We start from the raw sequence: 16644 nt of genomic DNA, 5'->3' as shown, positions 1-16644 counted from the left end.
ATCGCGCTGTTAAAATGTTACTGCTACTCCATCTTTTAATTGGGTCATACCGGATACCACCACTTTATCTCCGGAATGTAAGCCTTGCTCCACCACGATGTCCTGCTTACCGGTAATCGAGCCGATAGTAATACGTTGACGAACGGCCATATGCTTGTCGTTGACCAAAAAAACATAGGTCAAATTATCAGCATCTCTCACTACTGCTGTGGCAGGAATAACAATTCCCTTTCTAACTTTGTCAGAATAAATAGTTACTTCTGAGAACATTCCGGGCAGTAACAATTGTTCCTTATTATCTAACTTCACTTTTACCTGATACGTTTTAGAAATATTATCCGCTTGCGGATTGATGATATTGATTTCACCTGTAAGGGTATCATTTAAAGTCGGTACAAAAACAGCTACCTTCATTCCCTTGCGTAAGGCTCCTACCTCAACCTCAGGAACGGCCATCGTTGCATAAACCTTATCGGTTTTAATAATGGTAAAAGCACTAATGTTGGGTCCTGCGGTGCTACCTCTTTCTATATTTTTTCTGGTTATTATGCCTGACATAGGAGCGAGCAGTTTACAGTCTGATAAGTCCTTAGCACTCATGCGCTTGTTAGCTTCTGCCTGCTCTAATTGCGCTTGTATCCTTTTAAAATCACTCGCAGGTAAACTTCCCTTATCATACAATTCCTTCTGTCTGGTATATAAGTCAAGTGTCTGCTCGTAACTTGAGTTAGCAATTTGATAGGCATTGCTATAAGAAGTTGCGTCTAATGTGGCGAGCAATTGACCTTCCTTGATATATTGTCCCTCCTCTACAGCAATACTCTTAACAATCCCAGATACGGCAAAACCTATCTGAGCTGTATTGTCCGGTTCGATATCGGCCGAATACAATAACTCTTGGTCTATTTCCGATTCGGAAATGGTTTGAAATGCCACTTTAATTAATTTTTGTTTAGGTGCTTCTACTGTTTCCTGACAACTAATAACAGTGAATACCAGCACAATGGCTATTGAAAAATTTTTTAATTGATTCATAAAACGAAAATTGAGTTCTATATTTATACTAATTACATCGACAAAAGTAGTGGCTCCTTCACCCGTTAAAAAGAGCCATAAATCTGTAAGATTGGTCTAATTGTCGTTTTTTTTAGCTACTGATAAACTTTTCTTTTCAATAACAACAGCGTGAGCCTTCACTAAACTTACTGGGTAAGTTTTTCTAACTTTGAGAAAAAGTACCTGCATGTCCCGAAATAAAAATGTTGACCATCACGTATCTTTTGAGGAATTATATACAATGGAGAACATTCTCCACGACGGTCTTTGGATACGGTGTGATGTTTCAATACCTGATATAAGTAAGCTTTACAGGTATTTTAGAAGTGACTTTTTTCAAATTGTCCTTATGAAAAAAGGAAGTACCGAACACAGCGTTAATCTTAGAAATTACAGAGCTAAATACAGGGATCTTATAACCGGCACGCCTTATGATATTAAAAAACTCAATGGCTCTGAAAATTGCATTCATTCCATATTGCTATTTACCAGTGATTTTATCAAGGAATCAGGCACCGGAAAATATGCTTCTGAATTGTTGCATACTTTAACCTCAGGACATTCTCCCCAAAGCAGTCTTGATAATCGTGACTTTAAGGCGGTTAATGCTAAAATGAACGAATTACAGAAACTTTATCAAGAGCAGTCTCAACATCGCTATGGAAAAGAATTGCTTTATTTAGCATTTGCCTCGCTACTCTATGAAGTAGCTGCAGTCCGACAGAAATATTCTACTAACATCAATGCACCGCTCTCGAGAAAAGAACATATAGTTTTGAACTTTATTCATTTGGTTAAAGAGCATTTTAGACAACAGCGAAATTTGGCATTTTATGCTTCAAAATTAAACATCACTCCAAAATACCTCACCGAAACAACCAAAGCCATTTCGGGAAAATCTGCCTCAACCATCATTGAAGGCATTGTTAACGAAGAGGCTATGATGCTTTTGGATAACCCAGCCCTAAGTATAAATGAGATTGCAACGATGCTCAATTTCAGCGATCAATCGTTTTTTGGTAAATTCTTTAAAAGGGGCATTGGGATTAGCCCAAAAAACTACCGAAACACTTTAAAGCGAAATCAAGATTGAAACCCTTATTTTAATACCTGGCTTGTCGAACCTTAAGCGCCAAATGCAATTTTAAATTATAACGGGCTAGCCCGCCGTAATTACTACAATATGCTAGAGGTCAAGTGGAGTATTTTTGCTGATACCTGACTTAGTCAATTTAAGACATCAATCCAGACACCACTTTTTTGATTAGATATTAAACATATACTGTTAACTACCTATTCAGTCCGGGTGGCAGTTAATTTGAAAACCTCCTTACCCCCTATATTTCCTGTATCTAACAGCTGAATTACCGGGTGTAATCACCAAATATTTACTTCATTTAAAAGAACATTTAGACTGATGGTATTTGATCATCTTTGATAGAATAGAAGTGGAAAAAGTAATCTAAAGCCTTTAACGAGAGTAGGGTTGATATTAAACGCTGCTTAAAAAACTTTAGTCCTCAAAGTTGATTTCATAGCGTGTACTAAATCCCATACCTGTGGATAGGAATAGTTTTTTGGATGCCAAATCCTGAAAATTACGCATCTCTGTTTTCAATTGTAAATCAAGAACCGATTAAACTGGTTAATTTACTGAAATACAAAAAAATATTGAGCCGATTAAGGTCAATAATCGGCTTAAAAATTTATTATGGATTGTCTATTTATTTATAAGAACCCGCTTATAATTTTATCTATTTCAGTATTAGAATAAAATTTTATAAAGTTATTTCAGAACGGGTCACTCTTCTCAGGAACGAAATATATAGAAGCTTTCCTCCTCTCTACTTCTATGGTATAAGGCGCTTTACGTCAGGATTGGTCTTGGATTTACTTTTGTAAAACCACTTTTAAACCGTATCCAACTACAAAATCTGTGGTAAAGTGTGGTAGGAGTGTGGTTGCACTGTGGTAGGAATGTGGTAGCATCTGGAGGATGCCTGCACGTCAACTGCCCGTTAATGGAGAGCAGAACAGGCTAGATTAAGAGATTAACAGGTATAAAAGCTTAGGTCTTTTGAGGGTATTACTTTGATTTATAATGATGGAAGCTACGAACGATTTGGTGGGCCTCAACTTTTGTGGAGATATGCATATATTTAGCGATACTATAAAGATAGAATTTAACCGGTTGTGTTATTCATACTTTTTGGGCGATTTTAAAATGAAACTACTCCACATTAAAAGTATACAACAATGACAGAATTTTGGGAAGAGGCATTTAAGGAAAAGAAAGAAATGTGGGGTTCAGAACCTGCAAAGTCTACCGTTTTGACAAATGATTTCTTTATTGAGCATAACATAAAAAATGTTCTGATTCCGGGAATTGGCTATGGAAGAAATGCCCAAATTTTCATAGACAGCGGAATGACAGTAACGGGAATAGAAATTTCTCAAACTGCTATTGATTTAGCTCATGAACATTTTGGGAGCGCATTGAAAATCTATCATGGTTCTGTAACTGAAATGCCTTTTGACAAAAATAGGTATGATGGAATATTTTGTTATGGATTAATCTACTTACTGGACAAAGACGAAAGAAAGAAACTGATTCAAAGCTGTTTTAACCAGTTGACTGAAAACGGATTTATGGTTTTCACTGCAATTACAAAGGATGCTCAGACTTACGGACAAGGCACAGAAATAAGCAAAGACCGATTTGAAATGTTTGGTGGTGTTAAAATCTTCTTTTACGACAAAGAAACCATAGAAAAAGAATTTGGTAAAACTGGGCTTTTTGAAGTAACGGAGGTATCAGAGAACTATCCATTTTATATAATAAAATGCAGAAAAAGTAAAGAACAAAGCTGAGGAGAAGCCACCTCTAATAAGCACTTTATACTAAATGCTAAATCCTAGCCACGCCAATCGCTAACTTTGCAATGATGGAAAAACTAAGCTCGATAAGCTTACGATCGCTGATGATGAATCCCGGCAGAGGCAGATTCTCCAAATTACCAACCAGCCCTAATTTTAAAAATACTACCGGATCAATACTCTTTTGACGACGTCTACCGTAAAAGTCGCGGATGAGTTCATAATGAAAATCAGGGTTTAATGCTTCCTTTAAACGTCTGTAAAAGTTAGTGACCGTACGCGCTCACTCAATCGAAAACTGTTGAAAAGCTGCTCGTGATGTACTTTTACTTCGATAAACTCAGCACAGGTTTTTCCTGAATACCATGAAATTACAACTCCATTGTAAAATCACAAGTAAGCCGTATGTTAGCTTTTTACTAACTTGTGCAACAGGCATAATGGGTATAAAACATAGGACATACAATGATTCTCGTAAGATTTCGCCACCTATTAACACTGCTTCGTTTGGAAAATTAAGTGCTTCGAAATGTCCTAAGTTTCATTCCTAAGCCCTTACCTGCAAGGCTATCGCCCTCTTAGCCCAACACAAGAAAAAAATTATCAGCACAGGCAATCATTAAGAATTACATTTAACAGACAAAGTGCTTTATAACCGTATCCAACAATGACAGAAGAATTTTTTAGGTATACAGACCAGTTGGTAAACTTCACAAAAGCAGACAAAAACTTGTTGGCATCTGCATTGACTTTTAGGCAAGTCAATGCCAAAAAAGAACTCGTTTCTTACGACAAGCAAACAGATGAATTATTTTTTGTACTCAATGGCTGCATACGGAAATACTATGTAAAGGACGGTGAACAAATCACTAGTTACATAACGACTGAAAATAATTTCATTGGTGCGTTTGACAGTTTTATTACAGAAACAAAAAGCAAAGAAATAATTGAAACGCTTGAAGCCTGTGAATTACTTGTTCTCAATAAAAAAGATCTGGACAGACTTTACGTGGAAATTCCTTTGATGAATGAGTTTATTAGAAAATTTTTAGAGCAAATGCTTATTCAGTTCAAACAAGCACAGACATCATTTATTTTAGAAAGTCCCGAAGAACGATACAAAAAACTTATTTCAAAAAACCCTGATATATTGCAAAGAGTTCCGCAACATATGCTTGCCACTTATCTGGGCGTAACAGCCACTTCATTAAGTCGCATCAGAAAAAGAATTTTGGAGAAATCGTAGTCAATTTTCTTTCTTGTCTTTTGTAAACGTTTTTTTCTTCCCTTGTATCTAACCTTGCATTGTCAAATTTTAAAAACAATAAGCAATGAAAGAGACAGGAAATAACTATGTTACAGTGCTGTGGGAAGCACAGGCAAAAGTTGGCAGAGATGCTGAAATGAAATCATTTATTACAGGTGTTGTTACGAGCTCTCGTTATGACCAAGGCTGCATTGACTATGAGGCTTATGAAGTAGAGGGGCAAACTGGGAAATTCATTATTTTTGAACGTTGGGAAAGTACGGCAGCTCTTGAAGGACATCTTCAAAGCCAAAGGATGGTTGAAAAAGCACCACAGCTTTTAGAAATGATGGAAGGTTCTATTGAAGAAGGAATACGCCTGTTACAATCATTTCGTCCAAAACAATGAGTTTATCAATGTCAGCATAAACGTCTACGCAAAAAGCCTTGCTGATAATCAAGTGGATGGCTCCTCCACCAAATGACAGAGTGCAGCCCTCACACCACTCCCAAGCTTCGGGATACGGGTCTCGTACCTGCCTACCGGCAGGCAGGTAAGGCGTTTCGTAAAATTCAAGACCCTTCCTTTAAGATAATTCGCTAGTATACTCTCAAAATATCGTTGTCCTCAACGTTTTGGGTTGATCGTGATCCTTAGGATTGCGCTTTCGGCTATTGGCCAACCTCGCATACGGGCTGTACTCCAGACATAAGCCTCAGGATTAATAAGCAATAAAACGCATTCCTCTCCCGCTAATTATCTAGAGATATTGATATATTTAGCGTTGATATAATAAGTTTGCAATAAGGCAATTCCACCAGCACATTCGTAATGTCTTCTATTCGAACAGAATATTCAATGCTCACAAAAGCAATAAGCGAACTGGGTTCGGTAGATGCACCAAATAAACATATTTGGAATTTCATCGGCTATTTCTTTACCGGTATATTGATAGCTTTTTATTCCATAGGTCTTTACAAAAATGTAACTGTAAACAAATCGAGCCAATTACCCCTTTATGGTATTTTATTGAGTGGCATTTTTATGTCCATTTCTGGAATATTTGCAGGCGATTTTGACAATCCCCAATCAACCACAATGGTAATCCACACTATTGGAAGTATCGGGAGCTATATTTTCTTTCTCATTGGAGCTTTTACCTATTCAAAAGTGATGAGCCAAACCGAGTATTGGAAGTCTGCAAAAAAGCCAACCCTGTTCTTTACCATATTAACTATTGTGTTTGGAACTTGGTTTATCGCCTTTCCTAATATTCCTGCATTGGGACAGCGAATTGTTTTCCTCTTCTATTTTTTATGGATATTCTACACCGGAATTAAACTTTATCGACAACCGAAAAAAGCCCGGTTGCTAGTAAAATAGTTGGTTTTGTCTTATTCAGTAACTTACGTTAACCATGCCTAAGGCTTGTAAGATTCACTTAGAAGGACAGAATTAAGAGGTTTTCTGCTTTTATACCGTTGAAAACATTGGAAGTTGATGTGCTTTTTAATGTTGTAGGCAATGGCAGCGAGCTGCATACACGTATTGGCCTGCTTTGATCCAATGGAATTAACCTTCCTTAACCCCACGAAATGAGTTAACGTTCCGAAGATAGGTTCTACCGTACCAGGCCTGTATTTCATACACCTGCCCTGTGGACTTTCATACCTCTTGATTGATGTTGAGGTTTTCCATAAGGGTTACAGAGCTAAGCCTTTCATCCAGGCCGGGATCTATCGGAGTCGTGGGATTCAAAATTTCCGATTTATTGGTATCTATTCCCCGCTTGTAGATATCATTTGTCACCGGATGTTACTTCAATGCTTCATTGGTAAATCCCACCTGAATCAATTCTTCAATTTGATTTTGATTTAAACCCGATTCGATTTAGTTTTCTGTAAATTGATTATTCAGAATAATACTACCATTTATAATAATATTGCAATAAGCGTAAAAATTTAGGAGCTAAATACATTAAACTTAAAAATTCAATTCCTCATTGCGTAAATGATAATTTTTCTAATCTGGCAAGTATATTCTGACAAACATTCTATATTTAGCAAAACTTTAGGCTTTTAAATTGACAGAATTAGGCTTAGATACAGCAGAATTTAAAGTGATCTATAAATCACTTTACCCCTCTTTATGCCTTTTCGCAAAAAATTACCTCACAGATCTTCAGATTTCTAAAGATGCGGTTCAGGAAGTATTTATACGTGTTTGGGAAAACAAGGTATATTTTGAGAATGAAAGTGCAGCTAAAAGTTATTTATACACCGCTGTTAAAAATAAATGCCTTGATATATTGAAGTCTAAATATGTGCGAGTTATTGACCATCAGTTCGATCTGGAAAAAATGGAATGGCTTGAGTCTGATCGCTTTTTTTATACAGGAGTCGTGCGTTCAGAAACCACTTACCTCATTGAGAAGGCTATGAAAAGTCTGCCTTATCGATGTGCTCAAATCATTAAACTCAGCCTGAACAATTATAGCAACCAGGAAATTGCAGACAGCCTCTCGCTTTCTATAAATACGGTAAAAGCTCAAAAAAAGATTGCCTACAAAAAAATGCGCCCTCTTTTAAAAGAATATTATCAGTTGCTTGCGATTATTATGATTTCCAGCAATTAGCTTGTTTTTATATCAAAAATAAATCTGCTGAAAGAAAATCTGAGATTAGATGCGTTTCTGATTATTTTTCCCGCCAAATTACGCCCGTTCACTATTCTTTTCAATCCCATTTGCAAAACAATTAAAAAAAAATTAAACTTTTTTTAACCCTCTATTAATATTTAATCGTTCTAGAGTTAGAGAACTCATTTATGATAGATTTTAAAGAAATTCTGGAATACAGTAGAAAACTTTCAGAAGGCTTTTTAAAAGGCAAAAAAAATAAGCTCCTTAAAAAAGAGCATTTTATTTCTGTTGAAGATCAGGAAAATCTTCTTAATGATTTGAATGATAAAAGCTATTGGGCCGAACGCGAAAAAAACCTGGCTCAAATAGATACAGATATTGCGTGGAAAAATATTCAGACCAGAATTCACATTCCACAAACCAATAAACGTAACTATTGGAGGTATGCTGCTGCCGCAGTTGTCCTTTTTGGGTTAGGATTAGGTAGTTATTATTATTCCCCTTGGGACTCTTTTTTTCAGGTCAACAAGAATTTAAATCATCAAATCATCGTTTCAGGTTCTGACAAAGCCGTCTTAACGCTTGAAGATGGTAACGAGATAGAACTTGCTGAAAACACTTCCTTTAGTTCAAAGGATGCAAATCTGGCTGATAATAACCTTTTATACAATCCTCAGGAAACTACGAGTGAGGTAAGATACAATACCCTTACCGTTCCCAGAGGTGGAAAATTTCAGGTTCAATTGGCAGACGGCACTCGGGTTTGGCTTAACGCAGATACCCAAATAAAATATCCGGTCTCGTTTATCCCTGGAAAAACAAGAGAAGTAGAACTCGTTTATGGAGAAGTCTATTTTGAAGTTACAGACAGTAAACTTAACGATGGGTCGCCTTTTATTGTAAACCAAAACCGGCAGAAGATAGAAGTTTTAGGCACAGAGTTCAATATAAACGCATACACTGAAAACAACCTGATTTATACCACTTTGGTTGAAGGAAGTATCGCTATTAACACAAGCCGCAGCAGTTCTATCCTCAAACCGGGTCAGCAGGCTATAAATAAAGCTGGAATTAACGATCTGGAAATTATATCTGTTGAAACAAGCTATGCTACAGCCTGGAAAGACGGCTTCTTTATGTTTCAGGACGAAACACTGAGCAAGATGATGCAACAACTTTCAAGATGGTACGATGTAAAAGTTGAATTTTTAAGTACCGAAAAACAACACTATACCTTCTCCGGAAGTCTAAAACGAACAGACCGTATTGAAAAATTATTAAATAACCTGGAACTAACAGGTGAAGTTGAATTTGAAATAAAAGATAAGACGATTATGATAAAATAAGCCTATAAAAAAAGGAATTAAAGTCAGCACCTACCACAGTAACAAACTAAAATTCCTTTTAAAAACGAATTACTTAAATCAACTGAATGTCTAAATAATCCTACCACAAATTTATGAAAATTAAATTGACTCCCACCCATGGTGTTACATCCCATGGAATTCACCTATTGCTAATGAGAACATGTATCTTTTTGCTGTGTGCAACCGCATTTGCCTTCAGCCCTAATTCAGGTTTTTCTCAAAACGCCCCCATCACTATAACTGAAAAACAAATGCTTTCTTTAGAGGAGGTATTCGACCTGATTAAAACCCAAACGGATTATCTGTTTGTTTACCGGTCTGACGGTCGAATGAAAACTCCCTTTATCGAGGTGAATGTTGGGGTCGTAAAAACTTCAGATTTACTGAACAGGGGTCTTGATCCAATTGGGTTTACCTACCGTTTTGAAGACAATACTGTTATTGTAAAAAAGAAAGACTCACCCACACAAACAGAAAATCAACAACTTTTACAGGTTACCGGTGTAGTTAGAGATTCCCTGAGTGTTCCACTGGCAGGAGCCACAGTACGGGTCAAGAACACACAAAGAGCAGTTTCAACAAATCTGGAAGGCGAATTTAAATTGGCTGATATTGAAGCCGGCTCGGGCCTTGTCATCAGCTACATTGGGTTTTTAGATCAGGATGTGCTTATCACTCCCGAAAACGCTAAAAACCTAATAGTTGTTTTAAAAGAGGATGTGAATGCCTTAGATGAGGTAGTACTGGTGTCTACCGGATACCAGACTATAGCTAAAGAACGCAGCGCTGGTTCGTATTCAAAACCCGACATGGAAGTCTTTCAAAACCGAAGTAGCAGTTTAAATGTTGCTGATCGGCTTGATGGTCTTGTACCCGGTCTTACCATCAACCGTAGTCCCGGAGCAGAAATCTTTAATCCGGTATTGGTAAGAGGTTTATCTACACTTCAGGTATTACAATCAAGTCCGCTAATCGTTGTAGACGGTATTCCCGTTGCAGATATCGCACCGCGCACAGCAAGTGCCAACTACATCTCAGGATTGCTAAATATAAATCCTCAGGATATCAGAGATATTACGGTTTTAAAAGATGCGACTGCGGCTTCTATTTGGGGTGCAAGAGCTGCCAATGGGGTAATTGTTATCAATACCAAAAGAGGGTCTCAAACCGGCGAGGTTGAGTTCAACTACAACACCTTTGTTACGATGGAGGGTCGTCCGGATCAGGGCTACTTAAATACTATGAATAGCAAGGAATTTATTCGGACAGCAGAAGAAATTTTCGATCCGGAACTACAACCTTACCAAAATGTCACAGATTATACTACTAGTGGTAACGGGATTCCTCCTCATGAACGTATTTTGTACGATCGCTATCGTGGAGTTATAAGCGATGTAACTGCCAGACAACGCCTGGATAGCCTTGCTGCAATTGACAACAGAGGCCAGATCAATGAGCTGTGGTATCGCCCATCCCTACTTACCTCTCACACACTATCCGTTTCTGCCGGTAAAAAAGGCTATACGTTTTACGGTTCTGGAAACTATGCCAACACTCAAAGTACACGCCCGGGAGAAAAAGACAACCGCTATAAACTCAACCTAAGACAGAATTTTGAACTGGGAAAACGCTTTAAGTTTGATGTAATTACCGATTTAACCCATCAGGATCAGTACAGTCCCAACAACATCAACGTAAACAGCCGTTTTCTACCATACCAACTCTTTAAGGATGCAAACGGTAACAATCTGGAGTTAAACCATATGACTGAGCTTAATGATTCCATTAGAAATGTAATGGAAGATGCCAGCCGATTGGACCTAAGTTATAATCCGTTAGGAGAAACAGGCTATGCCTCGTCAAAGACTAAACGCAAATCCATTCGAAACATTCTGGGTGTAGAAGTCGATCTTTTTAAAGGTCTAAGCTTTCAGGGAAGATATGGGTATACCGTTAATACCACAGATTCCGAAGATTATATTGATCATTTGGCCATTGGCCAGCGTACCGAATTGGCCGAATTCACAGTGGTATCCAGTCCCGGTGCCAGTCCACAATACAGACTGCCCTCTACCGGCGGGAAGTACACCACCCGTAATACCAATGTTGAAGCCTATACCGTAAGAAATCAGTTGTCCTATGCTATGGACTGGAATGACAGACTACATCAGTTAAATGTTCTGCTCGGGCAGGAAGCTCAGGAACAGATAAGCGTATCTAAATTTAACGAGGTAAGAGGTTATGACGATCGTTTGCAAAGTTATGAGCAGGTAGACTATGGCACGCTGACAAGAGTTGATAATGTGGTGAAACCTAATGCTTATAACCTGCCTCAATATGGTCTCGTATTTAGCAGTCTTTCATCACAGCGCTATTTTGGCCGAAATGAAACCACTTCCCGATTTTCTTCTTATTATGCAAATGCGGCATATACTTACAATTTCAAGTACACCGTAAATGGAAGTATAAGAAATGATCAAAGTAATCTATTTGGTTTAGATAAATCAGCTCAGAACAAACCGGTATGGAGCGCCGGTGTTAAATGGGATCTTGGAAAAGAAGCATTTCTTGATAAAGCAGAATGGATTAACTCATTGTCAATTAGAGCTACCTATGGGATTGCTGGGAATGCTCCGGCACCGGGAGAAGCTGCTTCCTTTGATATTTTGACACCCACATCAAGTTTTTTCTTTCCGGAGACCGGCTTAAGAATTCTTACACCCGGTAACAGCAAATTGAGTTGGGAGCGTACGGTAACCAAGAACCTGGGACTGGACTTTTCCTTAGGTGGCCGTTTTTCGGGATCAATTGATTATTACAATAGAAGAACAACCGATTTGCTCGGTCTTATCCCTACTAATCCATTTACGGGCTACAGCAGCGTAACGGGCAATTTGGGGGATCTTGAAAATAATGGTTACGAAATGGGCATACAGAGTCTCAATATAGCCGGTAGAGATTTCTCGTGGTCGACGACCCTCAATATTGCAAAAAATGATAACGAGGTAACCTATCTCAATCTAACAGAAGAAACCTCTGCTGGTAATGTACGGGTAAACGAGCTTTTTGTGGTGGGATATCCTTCATTTGCGCTTTTCGCATATGATTATGCGGGGCTTGATGAAAACGGGGATCCTCAGGTACGTCTTGCAGATGGCACAATCACTACAGACCCCAATGCTACAACGCCTGAAGACATAAAATTCATGGGAACTTCTCAACCAAAATGGAATGGTGGTTTTGGAAATACATTTCAATACAAAAGCCTGTCTTTAAATATAAACACCACTTTTAGTCTTGGCCATGTGATGCGTCGCGATGCTAATACTTTTTATCAGGGGACACAACTGGATGCAAACACATACAATTTTACTTCAGGTAATTTACATCGGGAATTTTTACAGAGATGGAGGGAACCTGGTGATGAACTCACGACAGATGTACCAAGACACAGCAGTACACCAGACGGTAGCCGCAACACCAACTACTATGTGCTGGGTGATTCCAATGTTATAAGTGCATCATTTATAAAAATCAGGGATATTAATCTGGTCTACCGCTTGCCCAAAACTATTTTTGGCACCACCGGTCTTGATCAGGTTACGGTTAGGGGACAGGTTTCCAATATACTGCTCTGGGCAGACAATGATTACGGTATAGACCCTGAGTATCATTTTTATACAGGAAGCAGAGCACTGCGACAGGGACCAAAAGTCACACTAGGCCTTAATGTACAATTCTAAACCTATTCTTATGAAATTCATATTTAAACACCTTTATATCCTTTTGCTAAGTGTAGTATTTACCACTACCGTGACTTCATGTTCCGATGAGTTTCTGGAAATCATCCCAAAAGGCAGGCTCATAGCGGAGAAAGTGGTTGACTACGATAAAATGTTCTACAATCTCAACCTCGTCAATATGAGGAGTACCAATGCTCAGGTACCTATGGGAGCAGAACTTGTTGCTTTTGAACCTTATTTTACTGCGACAGATTTACGTACCCAACGCTTGTACAAATGGGAAGGACGTATATATGAAGATGAGCAAAATGCTGCTGAGCTTGAAAACACAATGGAAAACCTCTACATCTATAATAAGATTATTAATGAGGTGATGAGTGCTACCGAAGGTTCTGAACAGGAAAAAGCATCACTTCGGGCTGAGGCACTTGCCGGTCGTGCGTGGGTTTATTTCATGGTGACAAATTATTACGGACTTCCTTATAATGAAGAAACCTCAGATACAGACTTAGGCTTTCCTATCGTACTTGAAGCAGACCTGGTTGCTAATAATTTTACCCGTGCTACCGTTGAGGAAAACTATGAGTTAATGGTTAGTGACCTTACTCAGGCTATACCTAATCTTCCGGTTCAGGTAGAAAGCAGGTTCCGATTTTCAAGAGCTGCAGGAAAAGCCCTATTAGGAAAGGTCTACACATTCATGGGTAAATTTGAAGAAGCCCGTCCTATGCTGGAGCAGGCACTTTCAGAAATGAATAATATAGGCATTGAAGCCGGGCTTTTAGACTATAACAAGGGTTACAGAAGTCAACGGGTAGATACAGACCCCGAGAGTCTTTATGGAAAACAAATTATAAACAACTGGGCCAATACGAGTAATGAACTTGTGGTTAGGTCTGAAGTCATGGATCTTTATGAAGAAAGTGATTTAAGATTAAAGGCTTTATATGTCAAAACATCACGGGGTAACAACGCGGTGTATCCTGTAGAAGGGGTTTACCGAAAACAAATAGGTTCTGGCCAGACATTTTATGGTGTACGGGTACCTGAATTGTATTTACTTCTGGCGGAAGTACGCGCAAGACTTAACGATTTAAATACTGCCACAAGTCTTTTAGAAGATTTTCGGGCTCATCGCATGCCCATTACGGAAGCTGGTGTACCCGCCACAACAGCATCAAACCGGGAGGCCTTGCTTCGTTATATTTTTGATGAGCGTCTACGTGAATTTGCAGCATTAGGTTACCATTGGTTTGATATGCGCAGACTTACCGTTGACGCGGATCTGCCCACACCTGTGAGTGAGTACTCCCATATTTTATACAATGCAGAAGGAACTGTTCTAGAAGAATATACTCTTACCCAGGACCGATTGGTGTTACGTTTTCCACAAACTGTAATCGATCAAAACCCAAACCTCATCAATAATAATTAATTAGGGTGAATGAGGTTCGAAATAGAATAACCTCTAAAGTAGAACCTCTTTTTTCAAGTAAAAAATCATGAAAAGAATAATTCTTTTAATACTCATTATACACACCTATTCGCTAAGCTTTGCTCAGGGCGTTCAATTTTCCGGTACCGATTTAGATGCGGCCTTAGTAAAGGCTAAGGAAGAAAACAAGGCGATATTTATAGATTTCTACACCAGCTGGTGTGCACCCTGTAAAATTATGGATAAAGATGTGTTTACCCAGAAACAAGTGGGTGACTATCTCAATTCCAAATTTGTTAACCTTAAAATCAATGCAGAAAAAGAAGGAAAGGATCTGGCAGCAAAATACGGCATACGCGCCTACCCTACTTTCGTAATGCTCGATAAATATGGTAATTTGCTTCACATTTTTGCCGGGGGTATTCTTGATGGGGAAAAGTTTATCAATACCGTTGCAAATACCTTTGACCCTCAAAAAGCCTTTGGTAGTTTAAAACAACGAGTAGAAGCCGGTGATAAAAACAACGATTTACAGGTTGCCTATCTTGAGGCTTTAATGAACACCCATACCGAAAACCCGGAACCACCGGTTAATGACTTTTACAACTCATTAAGTGATCAGGAAAAAATAAGCGATAAAACCTTATTTATTTATGAAGCTTTTGCTCCTTTCGGTTCTGAAAAAGCAAAATTTCTTGAAGAGAATCGCGCCCAATTTAGAAAGGTCGCAAATACTCAAAAAGTAGACTCCATTCTCAGAAGTAAGTATGAAACCTATTTTGGCCAAATTGCTCAGGGATATGTCCAGGGTAAAACCTTAGAAGACGTGAATAAGACCGAAAAGCATGTTTATACCTTGGACTTTCAGGATCTAAAAGGCTTGCCAGCTATAATTGCAGGGGCCAAATTGCAACTCTCTGAAAAAGGAAAGGATACATTCATAAATCAGTTAAACGAAGTCCTGCCCGGTCTTTCTGATAACGAGAAAGATCTGATGCTTTACACGCTTTTACCCGGGCTTAAGAAGTTTTTTTCTCAAGAAGAAAAGCAAAATTTAATGGGGCTGGTTTCTAATACCAGTGTACAAAAATATCTGGAACGAAGCCTGTATTAAGAATTGAATAAAAAATAAAACTCATGAAAAAAGCAGCTTTTTTTATCCTTCTTGGGGTATTTGCACTAACTGCCTGTAAAAATACAAACGACACCTCTTCAAACGATGGTGGCTATACCATAAACGCAGAAATCTCCAAAGCTTCAAAAGCATCTCTGGCCATTCTAACCTATAAACAAAATGACTCGATTATCTCTGATTCTGTTGCTGTAGAACAGGGGAAATTCAGGTTTCAGGGTCAGGTAAAACATACCACTGAGGCTACAATACGTTTGCGACATGGTGATAGCTTCCCTGAACAAGAATGGCAGGCAGATAGCTTTCATTTTTTTATAGAAAATAGCACTATCACGCTTACCGCTACAGATTCTATTAAAGATGCAAACATCATGGGTTCAATTGCTACCCATGAAGCTCAGGAAATTGATGCCCGGACAACTCCCTTAACCAATGAGATCATTGCACTATACGACAGGATGGATGGGAGAAGTAAAGAAGATAGGCTCATCACCTACGATACCATTCAAAAATATGTAGACAGTATTAGAACGGTTACTCATGAGTTTATCTTGGCTCATCCCAACTCATATGTAGCCCTTCAGCGTTTTCAGCGTCATGAAATGCCAAAGGACTTCGATCCTACTGAAGCTGAAAAGAACTTCAACGCCTTATTCGATGAAGAATTACAGCAAACCGAATTGGGTAAATCTATAGCCGAAAAAATAAGGATTGCCAAAAAATCACAAATTGGTAAAGAAGCTCTAGATTTTTCTCAGGAAACACCAGAAGGGGAATCGTTTAACCTGAGTTCCCTCCGCGGGAAGTATGTGCTGGTCGATTTTTGGGCCAGTTGGTGCAAACCCTGTCGTGCTGAAAATCCTTTTGTGGTAAAGGCATACAACAAATACAAAGATGAAAATTTTGAGATTGTAGGCGTTTCACTCGACGCATCTAAAGAATCCTGGGTTGCGGCTATAGAAAAAGATGGTCTTCCCTGGGTACACGTAAGTGATCTTAAATACTGGAAAAATGAGGTAGCCTTACAATACGGCATCAGCTCAGTACCTGCAAACGTACTGATTGACCCCGATGGGATTATCATCGATAAAAACCTACGCGGCGAAGCCCTGACTGAAAAGTTGGGAGTGATTTTCCCAAATTGAT

General features: G+C 38.6%; 13 protein-coding genes. 11 read left to right on the top strand and 2 right to left on the bottom strand.

The genetic code is table 11. The features are described from left to right. Positions 1 to 9: 9 nt before the first annotated feature. On the bottom strand, positions 10 to 1035 hold the full coding sequence (locus tag ACSSS3_RS13825; protein ID WP_442845122.1) for an efflux RND transporter periplasmic adaptor subunit: 1026 nt from the start codon (positions 1033 to 1035) through the stop codon (positions 10 to 12). Positions 1036 to 1405: 370 nt separating this feature from the next. Here ACSSS3_RS13825 and ACSSS3_RS13820 point away from each other — a divergent pair, with 370 nt between their 5' ends. The 5 genes from ACSSS3_RS13820 to ACSSS3_RS13800 all read left to right on the top strand — a co-directional run bounded on the left by ACSSS3_RS13820 (position 1406) and on the right by ACSSS3_RS13800 (position 6563). Beyond that, positions 1406 to 2149 carry a helix-turn-helix domain-containing protein gene (locus tag ACSSS3_RS13820; RefSeq protein ID WP_442845121.1) on the top strand — a complete coding sequence of 248 codons (744 nt, stop codon included), beginning with the start codon at positions 1406 to 1408 and terminating at the stop codon, positions 2147 to 2149. Between the two features lie 1163 nt (positions 2150 to 3312). Continuing rightward, positions 3313 to 3927, top strand: a complete 615-nt coding sequence (locus ACSSS3_RS13815; RefSeq protein ID WP_442845120.1) for a class I SAM-dependent methyltransferase — start codon at positions 3313 to 3315, stop codon at positions 3925 to 3927. Positions 3928 to 4600: 673 nt separating this feature from the next. After that, positions 4601 to 5179, top strand: a complete 579-nt coding sequence (locus ACSSS3_RS13810) for a Crp/Fnr family transcriptional regulator (protein ID WP_442845119.1) — start codon at positions 4601 to 4603, stop codon at positions 5177 to 5179. A gap of 85 nt (positions 5180 to 5264) precedes the next feature. Next, on the top strand, positions 5265 to 5588 hold the full coding sequence (locus tag ACSSS3_RS13805; RefSeq protein ID WP_442845118.1) for a putative quinol monooxygenase: 324 nt from the start codon (positions 5265 to 5267) through the stop codon (positions 5586 to 5588). Between the two features lie 423 nt (positions 5589 to 6011). After that, the gene (locus ACSSS3_RS13800; protein WP_442845117.1) at positions 6012 to 6563 is read left to right on the top strand and encodes a DUF998 domain-containing protein; all 552 of its coding nucleotides are present in this window, start codon (positions 6012 to 6014) and stop codon (positions 6561 to 6563) included. 38 nt (positions 6564 to 6601) lie between these two features. Here ACSSS3_RS13800 and ACSSS3_RS13795 read toward each other — a convergent pair whose 3' ends face one another. Then, positions 6602 to 6826 (bottom strand): transposase, encoded by a 225-nt coding sequence (locus ACSSS3_RS13795; RefSeq protein WP_442845116.1) that lies wholly within the window; start codon positions 6824 to 6826, stop codon positions 6602 to 6604. A gap of 437 nt (positions 6827 to 7263) precedes the next feature. Between ACSSS3_RS13795 and ACSSS3_RS13790 the strand changes: the two genes are divergently transcribed. From ACSSS3_RS13790 to ACSSS3_RS13765, 6 genes are all read left to right on the top strand, one after another. Next, positions 7264 to 7815 (top strand): RNA polymerase sigma-70 factor, encoded by a 552-nt coding sequence (locus ACSSS3_RS13790; protein WP_442845115.1) that lies wholly within the window; start codon positions 7264 to 7266, stop codon positions 7813 to 7815. Positions 7816 to 8006: 191 nt separating this feature from the next. Further along, a complete protein-coding gene (locus tag ACSSS3_RS13785; RefSeq protein ID WP_442845114.1) occupies positions 8007 to 9167 on the top strand; it encodes a FecR family protein in 1161 nt (386 codons plus the stop codon). A 173-nt stretch (positions 9168 to 9340) separates the two neighbouring features. Beyond that, the gene (locus tag ACSSS3_RS13780) at positions 9341 to 12931 is read left to right on the top strand and encodes a SusC/RagA family TonB-linked outer membrane protein (RefSeq protein ID WP_442845113.1); all 3591 of its coding nucleotides are present in this window, start codon (positions 9341 to 9343) and stop codon (positions 12929 to 12931) included. A 10-nt stretch (positions 12932 to 12941) separates the two neighbouring features. Continuing rightward, the gene (locus tag ACSSS3_RS13775) at positions 12942 to 14366 is read left to right on the top strand and encodes a RagB/SusD family nutrient uptake outer membrane protein (protein WP_442845112.1); all 1425 of its coding nucleotides are present in this window, start codon (positions 12942 to 12944) and stop codon (positions 14364 to 14366) included. Between the two features lie 67 nt (positions 14367 to 14433). Further along, entirely contained in the window at positions 14434 to 15480 is a 1047-nt protein-coding gene (locus ACSSS3_RS13770) for a thioredoxin family protein (protein ID WP_442845111.1), read from the top strand. Between the two features lie 23 nt (positions 15481 to 15503). Further along, positions 15504 to 16643, top strand: a complete 1140-nt coding sequence (locus ACSSS3_RS13765) for a thioredoxin-like domain-containing protein (protein ID WP_442845110.1) — start codon at positions 15504 to 15506, stop codon at positions 16641 to 16643. Position 16644: the final 1 nt, after the last annotated feature.

It is taken from the genome of Leeuwenhoekiella sp. H156, assembly GCF_052218455.1.
GTDB lineage: Bacteria > Bacteroidota > Bacteroidia > Flavobacteriales > Flavobacteriaceae > Leeuwenhoekiella > Leeuwenhoekiella parthenopeia.
This window is presented reverse-complemented; position numbering and strand designations above follow the sequence as displayed.